The following is a 21,368-nucleotide window of genomic DNA, read 5'->3' as shown; positions in this document are numbered from 1 at the left end:
CGCATAGGCCCAGGCCCTGCGGTTGCCACGCGGAGCCTGCTCGGTAATGAGCCTTGAAGCGTAAAATAATGAGCGTTCCTTAAAGTTCTTCTGATATTGCCGCTGCATCTCAACCAGGAAAAAGGTACCGTCCTGATCTTTACAAACCATATCAATGGTAGCGCCGCCCTCCTCATGGGTTTCCCCGGGATATTCGTTCTTGAGGACTTCGAGGGAGACCGCCTGGCGATTACCCTTAAGGACCTGATTGATAAAACAAATGGTTAGATCTGCATTTTGCTGAGAAGCAAACAGCCGTTTGAAACCAACATCGTCGAGCGGATCAAAAAAATAAGGATCATTATTCTTTTGGTCATGGCGGTAAGCAAGTACTGGTTCCGCAAGCGTATTTTCAATGATATCCTCTTGTTGCATGGCTGATTGATTTGAGGACAAAGATAAGCACCTGACATGAGATTTTAAAGTAAAATAAACTTTAAAGATTCTGTAATGTTGTTTTGATTAATATTTTGGAATATAATTTAATATTTTGATTATTATCCCAAAATATTGTAATTCTTATGCAGAAAACGGATTTCCATAACAACACGTATCAATTTTTGACCTGATCGTCATGGAATGCTAAGACATATAGCAATGCAGATCATCACCGGTAAAATCTGGCGGCAGTTCATACTGGTTGCTTTAATCCCGTCTTTGAACAGCGTTTCGTTGCGCCATAAAACACCCTTGTCCACATTGTAAATCACAAAAGGCGTCCCCTAGGCTGTCCTGCCAAGTTGTATTGTACTTGAAATGAGTGATGAAAGGATCAAGGCCCCGGAACTAGGCACTAAAGATACAAAGAGCGGCCTAAACTATACATTTATGCCGCCCTCTGTATTGTTGATTTTAAATGGTGAGCAATTTTTGACTAGCTTTTCGTATAAGGGAAATTGCGCGAAACTTTTCGCATCATGTGCTCTACTAAGTCGTCTGTGGAACTCGTAACGTTATCGTTCATTGTTTTGAAGAAACGCCAAAGCAAATCCCCTGATTGGCCGCTATTTAAGGTCAAAGTTAAGGTACCAGTACCAGTTTTCCCACCCATACCGCCAAATATTACTGCAGAAACGAGTGCACCAGCTTCACTTTTTGTTTGCTCAGTTTCAAAAGAACCTCCCAAAATAGCGTCTACACCTAAAATTTTTGCAAGTTCATCTTTAGTCATTTCATCCAGCTTTTCAGAAACGCCGGCTTTCTTTAGCAGAATGTTTGTTTTCTCTACATCCTGAAACTCAACAGTGTAATTGCTTGCTTTCCTAAGGAGAAACGTGTACATACTCGCCTGGATAGATTTTGACATTGTTTTCTCCTGATCCTTGTTTGCCTCAGCATTGAAGTTTTTCGGCATTTTTTTGTAGGAAATTTTTGTAGCGAATGGTAAGATTGCGATCACCTTGTGGGAGGTTTTCTCTGTACCGAGTTTAGGACTTTCAAAAACTTGTTTAGAGCCTTCGAACTGTGCGTTTGCGACATAAGTTGTCGTTACGACTAAGAGAGTCAATAAGATTTTTTTCATCTTTAAAAAGTTTGTTTGTTTGGGCGGCTAATATATGAAAAAGTAGAGCATTCCTGATTGGTCTGGTTTAGGAAAAACTAGTGCCCCAGATTACATCATATTTGACGTTATTATCCGAACGTAAATTACTCACCTCGGCTATTTTAAATAATTTAACAAATTCTTCCTTGTCTCTCAAAAATAAAGGGATTCTTTCAAATTAATTATTCATATGGCGTAACGAAAGGGGTATGAATCAAATGTCTTGGATTAATAAGTTGACGTTAACGGAAGATATTATAGCAATCAATTTGAGTCTGATTTTTACATTATAGGTCAAAGCTACAGATAGACTAATCCGCCTTTATATACCACTCATCATAAATGGCAACCTGACCATTTGCATTATTAGTCAGTGAACCCAAGGTATGCAGTTTGCCGTTCTCAATAGTCAATTTGAATTTCGCTGTCATACTTTTAAAATCCTTATAGGACGCAAAATCAATAAATTCCTGATATTCGTCACCCGTCAGACTGTAGCGGCCACCGGCACAGGAAACAACAATCTTTTGATTATCCAATTCGGGAATTACCTTTTCATAGATAACCACAACCGTGGTTGGTGTAAAAATCTTGCGCATATTGGTAGAGGTGCTATCTGCATTGTAAATACTGCCGTCTGGGTTAGTCACCTTTTGTGCCACTAATCTCCAGGTCCCAACAAGCGCTTTGTTTTGTGCAGATATATTTGAACAGAACAATGCCACCAAAACAATGGTCAAAGAAATAATTTTAGATTTCATGTATATATTCAGTTATCTGTCCTTAATCCACCTTAATAAACCACTCGTCATAAATGGTCACGTTGCCATCAGCGCCAGACAGGCTGCCGACAGTATGTATTTTACCTTTTTCCAGAGTCAACGTAAATTTCACCTTCATCTCCTTATAACCTTTATAGGATGCGAATTCAGTAAATTCTTCGTAAACGTTTCCTTTTAATGAATAATGACCGCCAGCACAGGAAACTACAAGTTTCTGGTTATCTAACTCGGGAATTTTACGTTCGCTTATATTTACGAACATGGTAGGTGTGTAAATCTTAACTGAATTTAGCGCGGCGCTGTCTGCAGTAGTCACACCACCATCGGAGTTGGTCACCTTTTGGGAAACCAGTTTCCAGGTGCCTACGATGCTTTTGTCTTGCGCGAATGTATTTAGACAAAACATTGCCACGCTGACTAATGTGAGGACGGTAATTTTCGATTTCATACTGATATTTAGTTTTTCTAATATAATAATCTTAATTGTATTTTTCAATACAGGAAACATGCTTTGATGAACTCATTGCACATCTATAGTATTTTTACCAGACTGATAAAAAATCTACCGGCTATTGCAATTTTCTTGATAGGTAGTAGAAAGGAGGTTTCACAAAGGCAGTCTATGACGACATCGGCAGAGATGCCAGCAAGGGCACCAAAAGAACCATTACTAAGGACATTTTTGGCAATAGGATATTAGAAAAGCGTTGAGATCATCAGTGATCAGCTCTCCGTCTACAGTATAAAGCACACAGCGGTTGCCCTGCTTTTTAAGAACCTGTTTAATAAATCTTTGTAGCACAAACACATTCCAGAAAAAGGGATTATTTATAGTTGTAACGGCAATTCTTATCATGGTAGCAGTATTGTCGTTAAGAGAAGAGTGTGGAAACATCAAATGAATAAGAAAATGAAACTCAATTTTTCATTAATAGCTCCCTGATATATTGTCCGAAATCCTTTTTGTCAATCCCAATTACTTTTTTAAGATTGACAAAGTAATCATCGCCCTCCGCCGGAGTAAACAATCTTTTAACGCCGCTCATTCCCTGGCGCCTATCAATATCGCGACAAACCAAGCCCGATAGCACATAAGTCAATTGCACGTCCGGAGTATGCGGGTAAAAATCGGTAGCAAGCTCGGTGATATCTTGCTCAGGGTGCGCATCAATATATTTTTTTGCAAGAGGCACCAGTTCCTTTAACGACTTACCGCTAGAGCCACCGATATAAGTTGCGTATCCCTCATGTACGTTCTTCGTCCCCTTTGGAAATACAATATAGGTATAGAAATGCACCACCTCATGCTCATATTGTTCTGAATCATTACCTGCAAAGACCGTATTGTTCCAATACTGCGCGAGCCCGCCAACCCGGCTGAGATACATATTCTCTATGAAATCATAACCCATCGATTTAAACATCATCTCTGGATCCTCAAACTTGTAATACTTGACTTTCAACACCCGAGTATTCAGTTTTTTTGCAAAACTGATGTTGAACTGATCCATCGCTTTGGCTTTCTTAAGGTTTATTTTGTTCGGATAGACGTAGTTTACACTTCCTAAAGTCAATCTGTTCCAGGACTTGGTATAGTGGTCTAACGCATTGTAAAAGTAATAACCACTGCCGTTCCTCTTCGCGATCAGAGTACCGATGATTCTAAGATAGGGCGTGTTATTTGCCAGAGATACACCCATGTAAGCAATCTTGATCAACAGACCAGATTCCTCTATTGGAATTACCCTTAACAAGGTCGGAAAATAAAAAGGTGCGCCTCCGTTCATTTCAATATCCTGGAAATGTTGAAACGGTTCTATGTTCTCTTTGAGGTAGGCCGGATCGATATATTTATTATTGAGAGACCCCTTATTTTTCTCTTTCAGAAAGCCGTTCAATGATTCTAACAGCCTGTTTTGGACGATAGTGTCCGGTACCAAATTAAAAGCGGACTGGTCGACAACCAATGGTTTGGTGCTATCCTGCCCAAATACACTGTTGCTAATCAGCAGGATAAAGATGTAAAAAAGTGCTTTTGGTTTATACATCAGGTGAGCGCAAGTTATAATTACAATAATAGTAAAAGAAAAACATTTAAAAAGAAGCCAACAAGATAGGTTTCATGTTACCGATGCTGTTCTGACAAACATGGAATGGCGTAATCAATCGTTCCCATTTCAATCAGTTCGTCGAGTTTTAGTGTAATAGGAGAAATGTTTAGCGAGACAGGTACGTCAATAACAAAGTATCCCTCTTTAAATTTTTCAGTCGTACAACCAAGATCATGAAAAGCTTTTCTGACATCATTAGTCGAAATGGATTTATCCATTAAAACCACCTGAACTGTAGAATTCCCGGAAAACTCTATTATCTCTTCAAAAGTCAACATCTGCTCATCTGGATCGTAAGTTGCAATTATAGTGTCTCCACAAGCGATATTCGGAGCATAAAAGGGAATGCTATCAAGTTTATAGATCCCTTTATCGTTATCAACGACCTCAGCCCACATCGTTTCGGCTGTCTGTTCATCAAGCACATCGCTATAAAACTTGAATAAGATCTTAACGTAGTTTTCTTTTGCTGGCATTTAATCAATTTAACTGAATCTTATCCTTAACTGGCACTTAATGGAATTATATTACTGATGACACAAATATTGTGATTTAAAAATACAGGAATTTAACGATCTTTATTTACTATGGCCAAAAAACTATGTCTGGATTGTAAGAAGTCATTTAGCATGTCATCAGAGGATTTGAAACTTTCAAACTTCAAATGCCCAGAATGCGGTAATCCGGCCATTGCTATTACGCATAGATTCAGACCGCCAAAAATAGACAACAGCAGAAAATGGGAGGTAGTCAAATTTCTCATAGACAATGGATTTCCATATCAGCACATATCAGTTTATGACCTGACCATCATGGGATACAAAGATTTGCTAAGTATGCTCAATACCCGGAAAAAATGATTGACGCAATTGAATTTGTAGAACAGTATAAAGATCAGGCTTTTAGAAAATAAGGATAGGCTCATAATTAACACTCAATATGCACAAAAAGGTCCGGAGGCAATAAAATTACGTTTACGAGCTATAATGACCATGAGAAAGATCTTTATTGCGATATCAACATTATGCCTGTTGCTCTTTTGTTTCGGAAATGATGCTGTCGCTCAGCAACTCACAAAAGAAGACAGCACTCTGAACGCCCGTCGCAAATCCTCTGGCTGGAAAGAGGATAGTTTAATTAAGGCCGGTGTCCAGTTCCGGGCTATACCTCAAGATGACATAACCTACAAAGGCTTTGAAGAGGCAATTAACTACTCTGCTTGCTAAGCCTTGTCTCTTGTCATAGAAAACGGGCTAGTTTGGATATATTCTACGGATAAACGTTTTGTCCTTATCAGAAAGTGTCCAGTTCACACCTACAGCTTGACCGTCGGTTGTTAAAGACGGATCAACAGGATAGTGCATAATTGACAGCGGATCATATTTGGTATTGCGCACATCCCTGGGTTTGTACTTATTGAGTACCTGCTCATTTACCTTTTCTCTGGTCCAGTTATTCGGAGGGCCCATATAATAGTCATATACTTTAGGTTTATCCCAGTTTATAGTATTAACGGGACTTAGGTGCTCATGAGCCAGACCAATGGAATGTCCGAATTCGTGTATCGTGGTCCGGATCAACTCCGAGTCTTCAGTTTTCCTGTTAAACCATCCGAAATTCATGGTTTGTTTACCTTTACGATAGCGATCTGCATCTTTTCCAAAATATGACCATGAGCCTTTATCTCCATTGATCTTAAAACCTGCCCGTATATCGGATTCGGCTTTCTTATTGGTTACCACAAAATGCAAATTAGCATGATTGGCCCACCTGCGTGCATAAGTGATTACTTTGTTTCTCAAATAAGGGCTGCCATTCATGAAAAAAACTTTTAATGTTTTACCATTTGCCCATTTTGTACCTTTAAGAAGCACCGCTCTTTCATTAACCTCATCCTTTTCATCTAATATGATAGGATCACTGTCGGTAAATTTGTAAACGCAAACCCGGGGAGTTCTGGCATCAGCCTCGAAATCAGTTTCATTCAGCTCATCTGACCGGGTTGCAGCCATCTCTTCATCTGCAACAGCAACACTCGCAGTGTCGGTATTGGCTGGCATTTCACTTTGAATTTTCCGATCTTTTTTACAGCCGAACATCACAGTGGCGAGTGTAACAATTATTAAGCATCTCTTGTACGTCATATTGTCTTTACGGTAGGTGTAACTAATAGGTGTAACTAATAATTGAACAATCCTGTTTAAAATAGGTTTTAAATTTTAACATGCGCCAGCTGGGGATTGATCTGCTTTTCGCATATAAAGTATGCCCCGTGCACACTTGGATGGTTTCTTATGGAAAAGTTGTCTCGGATTTTTCATATACTTGAACAGGTTTTCAAACGCGATGAATTTAAATGATACTTCTGTACTGACGGTTTATATTGAACGGGACTTATGAAAATTTACGTACCTGTCAGGGGTTTTGAGTACGTGCAGGATATTCCTGCCTGTGATGCTGAGTTTGACCGCTTTGTTAAAGAAATAAGCGGTATCAAAAATGACCCTTTACTCATCAGAATGCTGGATGAAGATCATCACAATTTATGGGACATGAAAAAAATAACCTTCTCTGTCGTAGAAGGTGACCAGCATCCCGAAATCACAGCCATTAGCCAGAAGCACCCCGAATTTGATATCATGTATGTTTATACCTTTCTGGTTATTGACATCATGGCCCTGCCGGGCAGAAAAGGATCGTTAACCCATATTCTTGCTGCAGAAAAATACCTCAGGCGTCTGAGTGGCCTGTTAAACCTGACCTATGCAACTCCCATCTCGTTTTTGCCATCAGCAGTTTTTGACGGAAGTAAATACCTGGGAATAACAGGAGATTGCGGAGGTAGCTTTGACCAGGCGTACATGAGCATGGCAAGTTTGGGCTGGCCCAAAATCCCCAAATTACAGCTGAAACAAATACTGAACTGGATTGACTCCTGTAACATCAGGTTTTTCGGAACCAGCAGTACACCCGCTGCAAGAGCCTTCAATGCCTATACCTACCTGTTCAGTTACCAGCTCCCGGAGAATGATCCCCTGTTGATTTTCTGGTGCATGCACGGTCTGCAAGCACTCTATACAAAGGGCAACCGGAATATACCGGAACAACTGCATCATAAATTAGTACTGGTGTTTGGCGAACCGCCGGAATTCGGAGATAAGCTGGCCAAACTCTACGAATACCACACCCGCCTGGTCCATGGAGGCATCGACATCCCGGCAAAATACTCCAGGGACATTCAAAAATCTTCTGCGGAGTACCGGAGTTACCTTGGTTTTGGATCCTCTATGCTGATTGCATGTTTACGGATACTCATCAGCCGAAACATTTTCCAGTTTGATCTGAAATGATCGTTAATATTCAAACTTGTGCTTGTCATCCAGGGCGAATGCGAAGGATCTATATCACTTTGTCGCACACAGGCTATCCCTGCTGCTTTTCCAGATCACTTTCAGTATGCATAGCGCAAAGCCATTTTCCACTTTCTTTTACCCAGGTTGACGTGCAGGCACATTGCATTGCTTTTCCGTCATAATCGAGTTCGATCAGGTAGGCAATCAATGCGTGATCTTCACCTGTTTGCACCAGTTCATCGGAAATGCCTTTCACCTTCATTGTCCTCCCGGCACCCTGTTCAAACATTTTTTTGTAAGTGGGCTCGTCAACGCTCCTGACTCCTTGTTTTCCTGCTACAATGCATGGAAATTTCGTTAGGTTCTTAACTACATCATAATCGTGGTCAGACATACCATCCCAGTATTTTTTTTCGAGATTGAGAATTTCACTGTTCATAACAATAATTTTGATTCAACCTTTTAGGGACAAAAACTACACCAGAAAAACTTTTAGCGGGTTCAAATCAATTGATTGCTATCTTAGCACAGTAAACAAATAAGACATAAATATGCAGGATTTGAACAATAAAGTAGCCTATGTCACCGGCGGAACAAAAGGTATCGGTTTTGGGATCGCCAAAGCTTTGGTAGAAGCAGGATTGAAGGTCGCAATTTCTGGTCGCAAACTGGAAGATGTCCAGCAGGCCAGGAAAGATCTCGGTTCAGAAAATGTATTGGCAATCGCGTCGGACGTGTCAGACTATGAAGATGAAGCCCGTGCAGTGGCACTTATAGTTAAAGAGTTCGGTCAGCTGGATATATTGATTGCCAATGCGGGAGTAGGAAAGTTTGCTCCTGTTGATCAGTTGAGTCTCGAGGACTGGAATGCGATGATAGCCACCAATCTGACGGGTGTATTTCATACGCTTAAAGCAGGGGTAGAGCAATTGAAATTGAATAAAGGTTATTTTATAACGATCTCGAGCCTTGCGGGCACTAATTTTTTCGCAGGCGGATCGGGTTATAATGCTTCAAAGTTCGGTGTAGTAGGTTTTACACAGGCTGCGATGCTGGATTTGAGGGAATATGGCATCAAGTCGACCACCATTATGCCTGGTTCGGTAACGTCCCATTTCAATGATCACACCCCAAATGAGGCTGATTCCTGGAAAATCCAGCCATCAGACATCGGTGAGATGATTGTCAATTTATTGAAAATGAATCCGAATGTACTGCCAAGTAAAATAGAGGTGCGCCCTACGCAGACCAAATAACCGGGCCGGACAGATGAGGTTTGATTATGGAAAAGATGAAAGCAGGGCTTCCCTTTTATACAGAGATCAATGATTTTCTGGCCTCGATTCCCTAATCCGCTATACCGATATGGAGATCTCGAGAATCGCTTACCAGCTGGAGTTTTCTGATCCGAACAATTTCGGTAAGTTTTTTAAAAAACATGCTGGTGTTTCGCCTTCCACATTCCGCAGGCAACACCGGTAATTGAATTGACCTGTAAATCCAAGATTTTAACCGATCTTTTCTGTAAAAGACTGCCTTTATTTGCGGTATCAATTAATTTTAGAAATGGAGAATATGAACTATGATCCAACCATAGATGCTTATATCTCAAAGGCAGAAAATTTTGCCAGACCCATCCTTGAACACTGGCGCAGGCTCGTCCATGAGAATTGTCCCGATGTAGAAGAGGCCATCAAATGGGGTCTTCCACATTTTGATTATAAGGGAGACCATATGTGTGTGATGGCTGCATATAAGGCCCATTGCTCTTTTAGCTTTATAAAAGGCGAGCTGATGGACGATCCGCGGTTGAAAGCGGCGAAAGACCTGAAGCCTGTCAAGCGGCTGCTGGGTAAAATAACGGAGTTTAGCGAGCTGATTCCTGATCAGGAATTTATCGCCATGATTAGAGAAGCGGTACAGCTGAATGAAAAGGGGATAAAGATCCAAAGGGAAAAACCGATCGCAGAAAAGCCCAGGGTATTATCAGTTCTAATCTATGGGGTCAATTACCATGTTATTGCATCAGGACCAGCATATTGCCCAGTGTTTCGGCTGTCCGTGTAAGGTTATCTGCTGTACATGCCAACGCAGTTGCGAGATCGCCGGGCTGGTTTCCAATAGGTATTAATACATCAAAATACGCCTGTAAATTAACATTCCGCTCCAGTGGCACCTTCCCCGCGAGGGCAACGACAGGCAGTCCTTTAAGTTTGGCCTGGTACGCTACGCCAAAAGGCCCTTTTCCCTGTAAGGTTTGCTCATCAATACTCCCTTCCCCGGTAATGACCAGATCTGCACGCTCCAGTGCCGAATTAAAATCTGTAAGTGAAAGAAAATGATCTATCCCATTTACCAGTCTGGCATTAAGAAATGCATATAAGCCTGCAGCCGCGCCTCCTGCAGTACCTCCGTATTTTATCGCAGCCATATCCCTGCCTGTATGTTGTAAAGCCACGGCCGAAAGTCTGTTAAGCGCCTGGTCCAATTTTTTCACTTCTTCCGGGGATGCACCTTTTTGCGGGCCGAATACAGCTGCAGATCCCTGGTCACCTAATAGCGTATTGTCTACATCGCACAAAACAATCACTTCACATTTCAATATTCTTTCGTCCAGTCCTGAAAGGTCAGCAGTAGCTAGCTCTCCAAGATCTTCAGGAAGAATGGTTAACTCATTGCCGTCTGCCCCTAAGAAACGGACACCAAGGGCACGCAAAATACCGGTACCGCCATCCACAGTAGCCGAGCCACCCATGCCGATTATAATTTTTTCAACCCCCTGGTCAAGTGCTTTTCTGATCATTTCCCCTGTACCGGAAGAATTGGCACGCAAAGGGTTAAGCTCTTCGGGTTTAAGTAACCTGATACCTGATGCGTCTGCCATTTCTATAACGGCAGTTGCACCATTATCGATCAGGCCAAATACAGCATTTATTGGTCTGCCCAGTGCATCGTGTACTGCCGCATCCAACAATGTGCCTTTACATTTTTTTATAATTAAGGTTCCTGTACCATCCCCGCCATCTGCTACCGGGAAACACTCAGTGGTCGCACCGGCCTTACTTCGCCTTAAACCTTCCTGAATAGCAAACGCTGCTTCTTCGGCATTCAGACCGTGTTTAAAAGCATTGGGGGAAATCAGGATATGCATCATGTCTTCAGTTATAAGTTCACGACGTTTACAGGATTCCCATTTTTATAGGCACTCAGGTTGCCGATAGTGATCTCCATTAACCTGGCTCTTGCTTCTTTTGTTGCCCAGGCGATGTGAGGTGTAATGATGCAGTTTTTTGCCCCAAAAAGCGGGTTGTCCTTTGCAGGCGGCTCAACAGAAAGCACATCAAGGCCCGCTCCGGCAATTTTACTGTTGTTCAATGCTTCGGCAAGATCTTCTTCAATAATGACAGGGCCCCTTGAGGTATTCAAAAGAAAAGCGCTGCTTTTCATTCGCTGTAAATTCTCTTTATTGATCAGTCCTTTGGTTTCAGGTGTTAAAGGGCAATGGATACTGACAACATCTGACTGCTCCAGCAGTTCGGGTATTTCTGCCCACTTAAAATTACTGCGGTGAGACTGATCTGTCCGGTTCCGGCTTGTTCCAATAACTTTCATCCCAAATGCAGTGGCCACATCAGCAACCTGCCTGCCTATATCGCCAAATCCGATAATCCCCATCGTCTTTCCTGTCAGTTCAACCAGCGGATAATCCCAGAAGCAAAAGTCAGGAGCGGAAGCCCAGCGGCCGGAGGTTACCGCATCACTATGGCGCTGCACATGCAGACAAAGTTCCAATAAAAGGCCAAAAGTCATCTGCACTACAGACGGCGTGCCATAACCTGGTACATTACTTACTGTTATGCCCTTTTCCCTGGCCATTTGGGTATCCACTATATTATAACCAGTGGCCAGGACTCCAATGTATTTTAAGTCTGGAAGACTCCTTAATGCCTCTGCGTTTACTGGTGTCTTATTGGTAAATATGACATCCGCCCCTTTTGAGCGTTCAACAACTTTATCTACCGGGGTGCGGTCGTACAGAGTTACTTCACCGAATTGTTTCAACCCATCCCAGCTCAGGTCCCCGGGATTCAGTGTATATCCGTCTAGTATTACGATTTTCATAGATAATATTTAAATAAGTGATGAAGCTATTACAAACTTATATTTTTCACAAACTTATTATTAATTATGGTATCAGGAGGTTAAGCCTTAGGGCCTGGTAATTATGTATTTGGAGAAGAAGTCGAGAAGGGGTCGTTGTCCTTCAAAGAAACGGTCTTCATTCATATTTTCGACTACAGTCTATTTTCTCAAAATTTTGTGAGATAATACATGATATTGAAAATATAATAAATTATTTGACTAATTTATTAACTAAATAAATATTTATGTTTTGTTAAAGTGAAATAAAGCATATATATTTGGCCGACTAATCTTATTATACGCCAATATAAAAAATGACTGAGCAACCCAAACCCACTACCTACATTGATGCTTTTGTTGACTTTTCCTTCAAGAGATTGTTTGCTACTGAAGAGAGTAAGCCAATATTAATTGGTTTTTTAAACCACATATTTAAAGGAAGAAAATACATTGTCGCTATTGAATACGGAAAAAATGAATTTCATGGAGAGATTGCAGAAGAAGGCGGGGCCATATTTGATATTACCTGTACGGAAGTTGACGGGAGCAAGTTTATTATAGAAATACAGCGAGGCTACCAAAAGCATTTTAAAGATCGCGCTTTGTACTATACATCCAGGGCCATAAGTGAACAGGCCCCTAAGGGCAGCATAAAAGAATGGGGTTATAACTTAACTGCAGTTTACCTGATCGCTTTCCTTGAAGATTTTACTTTGCCTGGAAGCCCAAGATCTGAATATCTGCAAGATATCTGCCTGGCCAACAGGCACACCGGCCTAATATTCTATGAAAAATTAAACTTTATATTCATAGAGATGCTTAACTTTGTTAAAGGCCCTGATGCTTTACATTCGGAACTGGATAAATGGTTGTATGCTTTAAAGCATTTAACAGAATTTGAAAAACGTCCGGAATATTTATCCGGTCCGGAATTTGATCAGTTATTTAACCTGGCCAAATACGCCAACTTAACGAGAAAGGAGAGAGATATGTATAATGCAAGTTTGAAATACAAGTGGGACAACAAGAATGTTAGGGATTATGCTGCTGAGCAGGGCAGAGAAGAGGGCTTAAAACAAGGCTTAGAACAAGGCTTAGAACAAGGCTTAGAACAAGGTATAGAAATTGGGGAGGCTAAAGGTAAACATAAAAAAGCCCTTGAAACTGCTGCCGTATTAAAAGGCAGGCAGATTTCTGTAGATCTTATCATAGAAGCCACTGGACTTACGATTGAAGAAATCGAGAGGCTTTAGTAGACCTTTAACTTACTTCTCAATAGGCACTCTTGTATTTGATAAAGACATGAATTATGCTAAAATTATATACGGTATGATTTATGAAGCAGGTGAGGCTATTCTGGAAAATAGGAGTGGCGCCCGGAAACTGATCTCCATGAAAAGAATCTGGAAAAATGAGCATTGACGCCAGGCAGTCTTAACTTAACTTATCAAGATATACACGCAGCTTTTTATTCCAGTGTTCCTGGGCTTCGAGATTCGCCCCGTGGCGAGTTTGCTTGTCGTATTCGAGCTGTATTTTCTCGTACCTGGAGTAGAATTTTTGATAGTTAGTACGGATCTCCTCCTTATAGTTCCTGGTGTAACGACAGGCATTCAATTCATCTTCGACTTTTTTTCCAATGATAAATCCTATGATGATGTGTCCTTGTTCATGATTCACAAGCCGATCAATATCGTTCTTATGCACCCGGGAAACGTCTAAATAGCTTTTGGTGCTGTTAGGTGCTATGTTGACGGTAAGGTTAACTTTTACTTCACCCGTACGTGAATTGCTTTCTACAGCGAACTGGTAGTCGTAATCGATAAAGGTCATGCTTGCGTAAGGGCTGTTTTTAGGAGCCGATCCCTGGAAGAAACTGAGGTCAATTTGCATGAAGTCCTTCGTGATTAAGTTCTGTCCACTTACCTGGTTTGCCATCATGAGCAAGGTGAGGATATTGAACAAAACTAAAAGTCTAAATGCTTTCGGTAAACGCATAAGGTAGTTAATTGATACATGCTGATATGAATAAATATGGTGCCAGTATTACACTCGGTAGTCAATTGATGGCTGGTTTGGTCCGAAATTGAGTGGATACTTTTGTTTTGTTGAAATATACAATGTTCAACACTATTCACACTAAATACTGTTTAAGATAGCTGGTTAGTTTGCTCGGCTTTGATCAGGATAGCGTTAATTCGGGTTGAATTACAAATGAAATTATTGGGCAACCGGTTCCGGAAAATCCTGAGGCGTTTACACAAAATAAATGCTCAGTAAATGCAAGGAAAGTTTTTACAAACTCAGAAAGTATCGAGTTTGACATTTGGTTTGACAAGCATTATTATGTTCGGGAACATCATGGAGATGAAGATGGTAAACGAGAGCTGTAAAAGGCAGGACAAAAATCTGGTCAGTCTCATTTAAAGCCCTTTTTTAAGAAAGGGCTTTTTTTATATATACAAGTATTCATCCATCACCACATCATTTTTGATAATGCCGGATTTGATGATGACCTCCAGGTGGAAACCAGATTTTTCCAGTAGACGCATAGATGCTTTGTGGCTTCCCGATTTAGGCTGTAGGGGTGGGGGAATACGCGGGTTGATCGATTCAACGGGTTTTAATATTATCATGGGTTCTTAAGCTTTGATAAAGGTAAAGCCAAAAATGTATATTAAAAGATAAACTTTGTTCGCTGATATTTATTGGGACTACCATTACTAACACCCGAGGAGCTTGCAGAAGAGAATGAAGCATATAAAGTAAAATTGATGCATATTTGGATCTATGAGATTTAAAATTATAACTGTCCTGCTATGGTTTGTTTTTTTTACGATGACCATGCAGGCTCAGGAAATCGACACATTGGTTGATGTCGGGGGATATAAGCTGCATTTTCATGTCATTAAAGGAATCGGAACACCTGTAGTCTTTGAATCCGGCGGGGGCGATGATGGAAGTGTATGGCAACCATTAGTTGGTGATCTTCGTAAAAAGCTAAATGCACCGCTTGTTACTTATGACCGGGCTGGATTTGGGAAAAGCGGGATAGATACATCAGGATTAAATATCATAAGTGAGGTTCAAAAACTGGAAACGGGGTTAAAGAAATTAGGCTTTGATAAAAGTTGCTTTTTGGTTGCCCATTCACTGGGAGGAAGTTATTCAATGGTTTTCGCAGCCCGAAATCCAACTAAGGTAAAGGGAGCTGTTTTCATTGATGTTAATACACCTTGTTTTATGACAGTACAAAAAACGAAAGAAATACTAGGATCGTATAGCTCACAACTCGCGACTTTTAAGAAAGAGCGGCCCGGGGTGTATTTTTTATTGTCCAACTACGAAATCACCAATCAAAAAATGCGTGAAGCAGCGCCGAAGCTTAATGTGCCCATTACTGTAATTGGCTCTGACCATCCACCATATCAGGGTGCGGACAGCCTATTATGGAAAAACTGCTTAAAATCGTTTGGTTTGGAAGGAAAGAATAGAAAATATATACTGGCAACCAATACAGGTCACTATGTTTTTAAGCAAAACCCAGAGCTTGTCACTAAGGAGATCATTACTTTGTACCAGGATGTTTGTCGGTAGGTATATAGCGCATAGATCCGGTAGCGCTAGCTTATATCAGTTCAGTCTATTGTTTATCAGTATGTTGTTTATTATTTTTAACAACTAGTATGAAATACCTCAGATTCTATTATTTCTCTTTCCTTTACTTTTACAAGGATAAACCGGAAAGCTGGATTCCCGAATACAGGGGGTTATTTATCATTACTATGACAATAGTAAGTGCTGTTAGTTTTGTTCTATTGATGTTCTATCCCAATTATAATGGAATTGGTACTTATGTAAGATTGATTATGGCCGCGCTGTTCATCACGATTGCAGCTTTGATGCAAAGGGTGCTGATCGCTAACGGTAAGTATCGCCTGATTTTTGAAGAATTTGAAAACCATCCTATGAACAAAAGATCAGGCAGGCTTGCATGCTGGATAATCTGGCTTGCAATCTTTATCGCACCACTCGTTCTCTCAGTTATTCAGAAAGGCTACATCAGTTAATATATCTTAAGATTTACCGATGGCATCGGTTGCTTCTATCCATTTTTTGCGACCTGTTCATCCTCATCAAAATGTCAAAAATGGGTTGATCCCCATCGAAGTCTTTGTTAGTACGAGCAAAATTATGGAAAGTTACTGCCAACGTTAAATGGTAAGTGAGAATTTATTTAACAGACTGATTTTTAGAACGAATGGGCAGAGCAATTGCTTTCCAATATGTAAATTAGCGGTAACAATAGCTGATATGAAAAGAGTAATCAATGAGCAGGTAGCAGACCAGGTGAGGGAACTGCTGGTCAATGAATCCGATGTGGAAGAAAAGACCATGTTCAGCGGACACTGTTTCCTGGTTAATGGTAAGATGTGCGTTTGTGTAAACCAGGAAGACCTGCTTTGTAGAGTCGGCCATGACCGGGTGGTGGAGGAGCTGGAAAAAGGCACTGCGCGGCAAATGGTGATGAACGGGCGTGCCAGCAAAGATTTTGTGTATGTAGCATTAGCCGATATCAACGGGGGCAGGGATTTGGCGTACTGGGTTGACTTGTGCCTTCAGTTTAATCCTCAGGCAAAAGCGGCTAAGAAAAGGAAGGGATGAGTTCTATAGGTATCGCTGTTGGTATAAATTTATTCTTCGACTCTTTCCAATTTCTCATACTTATAAACCAGCATTTTACCACTAGCCTTAAAGATGCTGTCTTGTTGTTTATCTTTACGGTACTCGGTCAAAACAACAAAGTCTGAGCTTACAAAGATCGCATTCTGATTTGTTTCAATCTTTCCTTCTCTGGAATAAAACATGGCAGGTTTTTCCTTTTCCACTGACGATCTGTACAAATCTCTTTTCCAGTTATAAAGGTTGGTGTCGTCATCGCTGAATTTATTTTTTTTACAGCCCAGTGCTATAATTAGTAGCAACGCTATCAGAATGTTCTTTGTCATGTGAGTTCGTTTTCCTGAAATAAGTAAATAAAAATGACCTCGCCAAATTTACCATTGCAATTTAACATTTATTAACTGGCTAAGTAAGAGTTGTATCGTTTTTGATAATGCCGGATTTAAGAATGACTACCAGGTGGAAACATTTCGAATGTAGCATACTGAGCATGGTTTCAAACGTGGATGCAGAAAGCATGATCTTGATGAATAAATTTCTTTTATCGGAGATGGTAGGAAAAGAATCTCAGATAGTGTATATGCAGTGAGGGTGGAATATCAGTTTTGAAATTTCATGCTGTCGCAAACGACCCTATATTTTGTCATGACCGGACAGCATATAAAAAGATATTTTATTACAAATTTGAATACAAACACCTAGATTATGTTATTACAAAATAAAAATGCAATTATATATGGCGCTGGCGGATCTCTTGGAGGTGCTGTTGCCAGTGCGCTTGCCGGGGCAGGTGCGCATGTATTCCTCACAGGTCATCAACTGGAGAGCTTAGAAAGAACAGCGAGTAAAATTGAAGCGGCAGGAGGGAAGGTTTCTATTGACCAGGTAGACGCCAGAAATGAAAAAACGGTAAATGACCATATAAATTCAGTATTGCGCACAGCAGGATCTGTTGATATCTCATTTAATGCGATAGGCTGGCAGGACACACAGGACATTCCGCTAACAGATATGGCTCTGGAGGATTTTATGCGTCCAATAAACATTGCATTAGAAACACAGTTTATAACAGCGACAGCAGCGGGGAGAGCGATGAAAACATATAAATCTGGCGTAATTCTTTCACTTACTGCTACGCCAGGAGGGATAGGATATGCCAATGTAGGCGGATTTGGACCGGCGTGTAACGCGGTTGAAGGATTTTCCCGCAACCTTGCATCGGAATTGGGTCCTTATGGTATTCGTGTAGTGAATATCCGCTCGGCGGGATCTCCAGATTCGAGACCATTTAAGGAAGCCTTAGAGACAGGCGGAGATGAAGTAAAAGGATTTCTCAAAAAGTTGGAGGATGATACCATGTTAAAACAGCTTCCGCTTATGGAAGATATAGCCAATACAGCGGTATTTCTCGCATCATCCATGGCAGGCAAAATAACAGGTGTTACTATTGATGTGACCGCCGGTACTACGAGCGCATTGAATTATAAAGTCACAAACATCGCATTCCTGAAAAAAGAAGATTAGAATGTTTGTTATAACGCTCGGATAGATGATATAAAGCATAATTTTATCTTAATTGAAATCATTGAATCTCACTTTGAAAAAGCAATACAATTAATAGTTAAAACGAACCACACATTAAAAAATAAAGGGCAATATGAAAACAACAAAAGTAACAAGTGGACTAACAATCTCTCTTGATGGGTATGCTGCCGGCTATAATCAAAGCTTTGAGAAACCATTTGGCGATAATTTCGATTCAGACTTGCTGGATCGCTGGATGTTTTCTGAGCCGGAAAAATATAGACATAAAAAAGAGATAGATGCTATTCTTGATGCAGGCGCGTTTATTATGGGCAGTAATATGTTTGGACCTAAAGACAGAAGAGACCAACCGGAATGGAAAGGATGGTGGGGCGACAATCCTCCGTATCATGCCCCGGTTTTTGTACTCTCCCACAATGAACGCGCACCAATAGAAATGGAAGGTGGAACGATATTCCATTTTGTAACAGACGGAATAGAATCAGCATTGAGACAGGCGGTACACGCGGCAGGAGATCGGAATGTAAAGATCATGGGAGGGGCAAATACTGTCAATCAGTACCTGGCTGCCGGACTCATTGATGAGTTGTGGTTGCATATCGCTCCAGTTACGATTGGTGCCGGTTCACGACTTTTTGAAAAAGTGCCGAATCTCAAGCTCGAACCAATTGAAGTAAGTGGAACCAACATGGTGACACACATCAGATACAATGTTTTGAAATAAAATTGATATCACAATATTTAACAGGCAGTAATTAGAAAATGGAATTCAACCCCAATAATAATATTGTGAAACTCTGTAGGTGCTTAAAGTTACTATTTGTTAGGATGCTTTAGACAGATTGTTTCCATAAGGAAGCTAATGGAAGATTTTGGACACGCGAATTATAGCTTGTAACTTTTTCGAAAGGACTGTCCTCTGGTTACCTGAATTTCATAGCTTGGCAAGATTATGAAATATTGCGCTTTTCTATTTTTTCTGCTTGTCCATTTTGTATGCCAGGCTCAGGACAGCCGGAAAGAAGTAGTCTCTTTCGTTGATGCCTATAAACGAAAATATAATGTCACAAAACTTACTGGAGAACGGCCACGGATGGATGGTGAACTGGACGAAGCCATATGGCAGAATCAAGGGGAGTGGTCTGAAAAGTTCTCGCAAGTTATTCCCTTTGAACGTGTATATACAGGATCCTGGACACGAATGAAGATCTTCTACGACAATGAAAATATTTATATAGGCGTTTATTGTAAAGATGAACATCCCGAGAATATGAATGCTTTTATTGGAAACAGAGATGACAATAGTAATGGCGATCTGATCAGCATTGCATTTGATACCTACCATGATTATCGCGTAGCCCCGGAATTTAACATCAATTTAGGAGGAAATAAGACGGACCTCACTGTTACCGATAAACTCTCGGTAAATTTAAGTTGGAACGCTGTGTGGGAGGGGCGAACACATGCTAACCTGACAGATTCTTCCTGGACGACAGAACTTCGCATTCCTTTCAGTCAGTTGAGATATAACCAGAAAAATACAGATGGGATCTGGGGATTACACGTACGGCGCATTATCCGTAAAAATAACGAGGTTCAGAATTGGAGTTTGATACCGATAAAGAATAATGGTCATGTTTTTTCTTTTGGGGAAATGCATGGAATGACCGATTTGCCAAAGCCCAGAGGAATAGAGTTCTTACCCCATGTGATGGGCAAATATATCAACGAACCTATAATACCCAATAGCCCTTTTCAGAAAGGAAGTACCTGGGCAGGGAGTGCCGGTTTGGGTGTTAAGGCAGCGCTGAGCGATTTTACGATGGATTTGACGATCAATCCCGATTATGGGCAGGTGGAGTTGGATCCTTCTGTGATGAACCTGTCCGCATATGAAATATTCTACGATGAGAAAAGACCTTTTTTCCTGGAGGGAAAGCACATTCTGGAATTTAATAACAATGAGGATGGGATGATGTTCTATTCCCGAAGGATAGGTGCAATGCCTTCTTATCGTCCTCAGGATATAGACAATATTGAAAATTATGCAAGTTCTCCAACTTTCATACCGATCATTGGCGCTTTAAAGTTGACGGGTACAAATCGAAAGGGAGTAACGATTGGCGTTTTGGAGAGTGTTACCGCTCAAACATCGTCTGGGGTTACCCGTAATGGGGTATACGATAGAGAGGTGACCGAACCATTAACTAATTACACAGTAGCAAGGGTTCAGAAGAATTGGGAAGGAAATACATTGTTAGGTGCCATGGTTACGTCTGTAAATCGAAATCTCGGAAAAGATCATTTAAAGGATGCAATGATTGACAATGCATTTACAACAGGGATTGACTTTACACAGTATTTTGCCAATCGTCTTTACTATATAGATGCCAAAAGCATGTTTAGCACCTTGCACGGTTCTCAACAGGCTATATTAAATAAAAAGATGAACGCGACCCACTATTTTCATAGAGAATCAGGGGCTGAATATCTGAATCTTGATCCCGGTAAAAATACGTTGCAAGGTACAGGAGGTTATATAAAATTGGGTAAGAAGGGAAATGCCCAATGGAATTTCTCGGAGACCTTTAGCTGGTCATCACCGGGATTTGACTTAAATGATGTGGGATACCTCAGAGAATCTGATTTCAAGTCGAACGAAACCGAGGTTGTGCTTCGAAAAACAGATCCCTGGGGGCCTTTCAGATTTGCAGGAATCAATCTGACTCAGAAAAATGTCTGGAACTATGGGGGGAACCCGACAAATAATGGTGTCGCGCTCCGCTGGCGCAGTTTGAGTATTAAACGCCGGTTTGAAATGGATGTGAAAGAATCATATAGCTGGAATACGGTTGATAGCCGCAGACTAAGAGGCGGGCCGGACATGAGGTATAATCCCAACTTTGAAACAAACGCGACCTTTAACACGGATCGTGCTAAAAAAGTGGTGTTCAGATTAAATTATATTGGCCGGCATTTTTTAGGTCAGGAGACAAGCTATAATGAATTACATCCCAGTATGATTTTCCGGTTAGGGAATCATGTTCTTCTCACTGGACAGCTCAACTATGCCCGGAATATTGACGATCTGCAATATGTAAATACTGTTGCTCCATCAAGTAACGGAGCCGATAATACAGCATATATTATGGGACGAATGAAGCAGGAA

Annotated in this window: 26 protein-coding genes; 13 read left to right on the top strand and 13 right to left on the bottom strand. The window is 40.9% G+C overall.

Annotation, left to right across the window (positions count from 1 at the left end; translation table 11 throughout):
• The 6 genes from VK541_RS21275 to VK541_RS21250 all read right to left on the bottom strand — a co-directional run.
• The coding region (locus VK541_RS21275; RefSeq protein WP_324372508.1) for a PD-(D/E)XK nuclease family transposase at positions 1-414 on the bottom strand (414 nt) is incomplete at its 3' end.
• A gap of 499 nt (positions 415-913) precedes the next feature.
• Positions 914-1,561: a hypothetical protein gene (locus tag VK541_RS21270; RefSeq protein ID WP_324372507.1), complete on the bottom strand. Its 648-nt coding sequence runs from the start codon at positions 1,559-1,561 to the stop codon at positions 914-916.
• 332 nt (positions 1,562-1,893) lie between these two features.
• Positions 1,894-2,343: a hypothetical protein gene (locus VK541_RS21265; RefSeq protein WP_324372506.1), complete on the bottom strand. Its 450-nt coding sequence runs from the start codon at positions 2,341-2,343 to the stop codon at positions 1,894-1,896.
• Positions 2,344-2,365: 22 nt separating this feature from the next.
• The gene (locus VK541_RS21260; protein ID WP_324372505.1) at positions 2,366-2,812 is read right to left on the bottom strand and encodes a hypothetical protein; all 447 of its coding nucleotides are present in this window, start codon (positions 2,810-2,812) and stop codon (positions 2,366-2,368) included.
• A gap of 469 nt (positions 2,813-3,281) precedes the next feature.
• A complete protein-coding gene (locus VK541_RS21255) occupies positions 3,282-4,412 on the bottom strand; it encodes a hypothetical protein (protein ID WP_324372504.1) in 1,131 nt (376 codons plus the stop codon).
• Between the two features lie 77 nt (positions 4,413-4,489).
• Complete coding sequence (locus tag VK541_RS21250; RefSeq protein WP_324372503.1) at positions 4,490-4,951, bottom strand: DUF4265 domain-containing protein; 462 nt, start codon at positions 4,949-4,951, stop codon at positions 4,490-4,492.
• Between the two features lie 111 nt (positions 4,952-5,062).
• Between VK541_RS21250 and VK541_RS21245 the strand changes: the two genes are divergently transcribed.
• Both VK541_RS21245 and VK541_RS21240 read left to right on the top strand, forming a co-directional pair.
• Positions 5,063-5,335 (top strand): hypothetical protein, encoded by a 273-nt coding sequence (locus VK541_RS21245; RefSeq protein ID WP_324372501.1) that lies wholly within the window; start codon positions 5,063-5,065, stop codon positions 5,333-5,335.
• Positions 5,336-5,467: 132 nt separating this feature from the next.
• On the top strand, positions 5,468-5,701 hold the full coding sequence (locus VK541_RS21240) for a hypothetical protein (protein ID WP_324372500.1): 234 nt from the start codon (positions 5,468-5,470) through the stop codon (positions 5,699-5,701).
• Between the two features lie 27 nt (positions 5,702-5,728).
• Here the strand turns inward: VK541_RS21240 and VK541_RS21235 are convergent, their stop codons facing one another.
• The gene (locus tag VK541_RS21235) at positions 5,729-6,535 is read right to left on the bottom strand and encodes a M12 family metallopeptidase (RefSeq protein ID WP_324372499.1); all 807 of its coding nucleotides are present in this window, start codon (positions 6,533-6,535) and stop codon (positions 5,729-5,731) included.
• Positions 6,536-6,871: 336 nt separating this feature from the next.
• Here VK541_RS21235 and VK541_RS21230 point away from each other — a divergent pair, with 336 nt between their 5' ends.
• On the top strand, positions 6,872-7,825 hold the full coding sequence (locus VK541_RS21230) for a hypothetical protein (protein WP_324372498.1): 954 nt from the start codon (positions 6,872-6,874) through the stop codon (positions 7,823-7,825).
• 73 nt (positions 7,826-7,898) lie between these two features.
• Here the strand turns inward: VK541_RS21230 and VK541_RS21225 are convergent, their stop codons facing one another.
• On the bottom strand, positions 7,899-8,267 hold the full coding sequence (locus tag VK541_RS21225) for a DUF4440 domain-containing protein (RefSeq protein ID WP_324372497.1): 369 nt from the start codon (positions 8,265-8,267) through the stop codon (positions 7,899-7,901).
• A gap of 112 nt (positions 8,268-8,379) precedes the next feature.
• Between VK541_RS21225 and VK541_RS21220 the strand changes: the two genes are divergently transcribed.
• The 3 genes from VK541_RS21220 to VK541_RS21215 all read left to right on the top strand — a co-directional run bounded on the left by VK541_RS21220 (position 8,380) and on the right by VK541_RS21215 (position 9,895).
• On the top strand, positions 8,380-9,084 hold the full coding sequence (locus VK541_RS21220; RefSeq protein WP_324372496.1) for an SDR family oxidoreductase: 705 nt from the start codon (positions 8,380-8,382) through the stop codon (positions 9,082-9,084).
• A gap of 94 nt (positions 9,085-9,178) precedes the next feature.
• On the top strand, positions 9,179-9,310 hold the full coding sequence (locus VK541_RS25885; protein WP_414692636.1) for a helix-turn-helix domain-containing protein: 132 nt from the start codon (positions 9,179-9,181) through the stop codon (positions 9,308-9,310).
• An 84-nt stretch (positions 9,311-9,394) separates the two neighbouring features.
• Positions 9,395-9,895: a DUF1801 domain-containing protein gene (locus tag VK541_RS21215; protein WP_324372495.1), complete on the top strand. Its 501-nt coding sequence runs from the start codon at positions 9,395-9,397 to the stop codon at positions 9,893-9,895.
• Here VK541_RS21215 and VK541_RS21210 read toward each other — a convergent pair.
• On the bottom strand, positions 9,846-10,982 hold the full coding sequence (locus tag VK541_RS21210; RefSeq protein WP_324372494.1) for a glycerate kinase: 1,137 nt from the start codon (positions 10,980-10,982) through the stop codon (positions 9,846-9,848). The two genes, VK541_RS21215 and VK541_RS21210, sit on opposite strands and share 50 nt — an antisense overlap.
• A gap of 8 nt (positions 10,983-10,990) precedes the next feature.
• Entirely contained in the window at positions 10,991-11,950 is a 960-nt protein-coding gene (locus VK541_RS21205; RefSeq protein ID WP_324372493.1) for a D-2-hydroxyacid dehydrogenase, read from the bottom strand.
• 335 nt (positions 11,951-12,285) lie between these two features.
• Between VK541_RS21205 and VK541_RS21200 the strand changes: the two genes are divergently transcribed.
• A complete protein-coding gene (locus VK541_RS21200) occupies positions 12,286-13,224 on the top strand; it encodes an Rpn family recombination-promoting nuclease/putative transposase (protein ID WP_324372491.1) in 939 nt (312 codons plus the stop codon).
• Positions 13,225-13,405: 181 nt separating this feature from the next.
• Here VK541_RS21200 and VK541_RS21195 read toward each other — a convergent pair whose 3' ends face one another.
• Both VK541_RS21195 and VK541_RS21190 read right to left on the bottom strand, forming a co-directional pair.
• Positions 13,406-13,969: a DUF922 domain-containing protein gene (locus VK541_RS21195; protein WP_324372490.1), complete on the bottom strand. Its 564-nt coding sequence runs from the start codon at positions 13,967-13,969 to the stop codon at positions 13,406-13,408.
• Between the two features lie 455 nt (positions 13,970-14,424).
• On the bottom strand, positions 14,425-14,607 hold the full coding sequence (locus VK541_RS21190; protein WP_324372488.1) for a hypothetical protein: 183 nt from the start codon (positions 14,605-14,607) through the stop codon (positions 14,425-14,427).
• A 154-nt stretch (positions 14,608-14,761) separates the two neighbouring features.
• Between VK541_RS21190 and VK541_RS21185 the strand changes: the two genes are divergently transcribed.
• The 3 genes from VK541_RS21185 (at position 14,762) to VK541_RS21175 (ending at position 16,636) form a co-directional block, all read left to right on the top strand.
• A complete protein-coding gene (locus tag VK541_RS21185; RefSeq protein ID WP_324372487.1) occupies positions 14,762-15,568 on the top strand; it encodes an alpha/beta hydrolase in 807 nt (268 codons plus the stop codon).
• A gap of 89 nt (positions 15,569-15,657) precedes the next feature.
• Entirely contained in the window at positions 15,658-16,041 is a 384-nt protein-coding gene (locus tag VK541_RS21180) for a hypothetical protein (protein WP_324372485.1), read from the top strand.
• Positions 16,042-16,285: 244 nt separating this feature from the next.
• Entirely contained in the window at positions 16,286-16,636 is a 351-nt protein-coding gene (locus tag VK541_RS21175; RefSeq protein ID WP_324372484.1) for a TfoX/Sxy family protein, read from the top strand.
• A gap of 29 nt (positions 16,637-16,665) precedes the next feature.
• Here VK541_RS21175 and VK541_RS21170 read toward each other — a convergent pair whose 3' ends face one another.
• Positions 16,666-16,980 carry a hypothetical protein gene (locus VK541_RS21170; RefSeq protein ID WP_324372483.1) on the bottom strand — a complete coding sequence of 105 codons (315 nt, stop codon included), beginning with the start codon at positions 16,978-16,980 and terminating at the stop codon, positions 16,666-16,668.
• Positions 16,981-17,359: 379 nt separating this feature from the next.
• Here VK541_RS21170 and VK541_RS21165 point away from each other — a divergent pair, with 379 nt between their 5' ends.
• The 3 genes from VK541_RS21165 to VK541_RS21155 form a co-directional block, all read left to right on the top strand.
• Positions 17,360-18,178 carry an SDR family NAD(P)-dependent oxidoreductase gene (locus VK541_RS21165; protein WP_324372482.1) on the top strand — a complete coding sequence of 273 codons (819 nt, stop codon included), beginning with the start codon at positions 17,360-17,362 and terminating at the stop codon, positions 18,176-18,178.
• 133 nt (positions 18,179-18,311) lie between these two features.
• Complete coding sequence (locus VK541_RS21160) at positions 18,312-18,923, top strand: dihydrofolate reductase family protein (RefSeq protein WP_324372481.1); 612 nt, start codon at positions 18,312-18,314, stop codon at positions 18,921-18,923.
• A 228-nt stretch (positions 18,924-19,151) separates the two neighbouring features.
• Positions 19,152-21,368, top strand: a 2,217-nt coding sequence (locus VK541_RS21155; RefSeq protein ID WP_324372480.1) for a DUF5916 domain-containing protein, incomplete at its 3' end; no start/stop codon positions are given.

Origin of the sequence: Pedobacter sp. (genome assembly GCF_035317785.1) — a bacterium.
Taxonomy (GTDB): Bacteria; Bacteroidota; Bacteroidia; order Sphingobacteriales; family Sphingobacteriaceae; genus Pedobacter.
This window is presented reverse-complemented; position numbering and strand designations above follow the sequence as displayed.

What these genes read in the sequence shown, in the direction of transcription:
- VK541_RS21265 (WP_324372506.1), bottom strand. Translation starts at nt 2,343, where the DNA reads ATGAAATCTAAAATTATTTCTTTGACCATTGTTTTGGTGGCATTGTTC.
- VK541_RS21170 (WP_324372483.1), bottom strand. Translation starts at nt 16,980, where the DNA reads ATGACAAAGAACATTCTGATAGCGTTGCTACTAATTATAGCACTGGGC.
- VK541_RS21270 (WP_324372507.1), bottom strand. Translation starts at nt 1,561, where the DNA reads ATGAAAAAAATCTTATTGACTCTCTTAGTCGTAACGACAACTTATGTC.
- VK541_RS21210 (WP_324372494.1), bottom strand. Translation starts at nt 10,982, where the DNA reads ATGATGCATATCCTGATTTCCCCCAATGCTTTTAAACACGGTCTGAAT.
- VK541_RS21230 (WP_324372498.1), top strand. Translation starts at nt 6,872, where the DNA reads ATGAAAATTTACGTACCTGTCAGGGGTTTTGAGTACGTGCAGGATATT.
- VK541_RS21175 (WP_324372484.1), top strand. Translation starts at nt 16,286, where the DNA reads ATGAAAAGAGTAATCAATGAGCAGGTAGCAGACCAGGTGAGGGAACTG.
- VK541_RS21255 (WP_324372504.1), bottom strand. Translation starts at nt 4,412, where the DNA reads ATGTATAAACCAAAAGCACTTTTTTACATCTTTATCCTGCTGATTAGC.
- VK541_RS21225 (WP_324372497.1), bottom strand. Translation starts at nt 8,267, where the DNA reads ATGAACAGTGAAATTCTCAATCTCGAAAAAAAATACTGGGATGGTATG.
- VK541_RS21245 (WP_324372501.1), top strand. Translation starts at nt 5,063, where the DNA reads ATGGCCAAAAAACTATGTCTGGATTGTAAGAAGTCATTTAGCATGTCA.
- VK541_RS21205 (WP_324372493.1), bottom strand. Translation starts at nt 11,950, where the DNA reads ATGAAAATCGTAATACTAGACGGATATACACTGAATCCCGGGGACCTG.
- VK541_RS21165 (WP_324372482.1), top strand. Translation starts at nt 17,360, where the DNA reads ATGTTATTACAAAATAAAAATGCAATTATATATGGCGCTGGCGGATCT.
- VK541_RS21240 (WP_324372500.1), top strand. Translation starts at nt 5,468, where the DNA reads ATGAGAAAGATCTTTATTGCGATATCAACATTATGCCTGTTGCTCTTT.
- VK541_RS21260 (WP_324372505.1), bottom strand. Translation starts at nt 2,812, where the DNA reads ATGAAATCGAAAATTACCGTCCTCACATTAGTCAGCGTGGCAATGTTT.
- VK541_RS21235 (WP_324372499.1), bottom strand. Translation starts at nt 6,535, where the DNA reads ATGCCAGCCAATACCGACACTGCGAGTGTTGCTGTTGCAGATGAAGAG.
- VK541_RS21195 (WP_324372490.1), bottom strand. Translation starts at nt 13,969, where the DNA reads ATGCGTTTACCGAAAGCATTTAGACTTTTAGTTTTGTTCAATATCCTC.
- VK541_RS21215 (WP_324372495.1), top strand. Translation starts at nt 9,395, where the DNA reads ATGGAGAATATGAACTATGATCCAACCATAGATGCTTATATCTCAAAG.
- VK541_RS21200 (WP_324372491.1), top strand. Translation starts at nt 12,286, where the DNA reads ATGACTGAGCAACCCAAACCCACTACCTACATTGATGCTTTTGTTGAC.
- VK541_RS21180 (WP_324372485.1), top strand. Translation starts at nt 15,658, where the DNA reads ATGAAATACCTCAGATTCTATTATTTCTCTTTCCTTTACTTTTACAAG.
- VK541_RS21160 (WP_324372481.1), top strand. Translation starts at nt 18,312, where the DNA reads ATGAAAACAACAAAAGTAACAAGTGGACTAACAATCTCTCTTGATGGG.
- VK541_RS21185 (WP_324372487.1), top strand. Translation starts at nt 14,762, where the DNA reads ATGAGATTTAAAATTATAACTGTCCTGCTATGGTTTGTTTTTTTTACG.
- VK541_RS21220 (WP_324372496.1), top strand. Translation starts at nt 8,380, where the DNA reads ATGCAGGATTTGAACAATAAAGTAGCCTATGTCACCGGCGGAACAAAA.
- VK541_RS21190 (WP_324372488.1), bottom strand. Translation starts at nt 14,607, where the DNA reads ATGATAATATTAAAACCCGTTGAATCGATCAACCCGCGTATTCCCCCA.
- VK541_RS21250 (WP_324372503.1), bottom strand. Translation starts at nt 4,951, where the DNA reads ATGCCAGCAAAAGAAAACTACGTTAAGATCTTATTCAAGTTTTATAGC.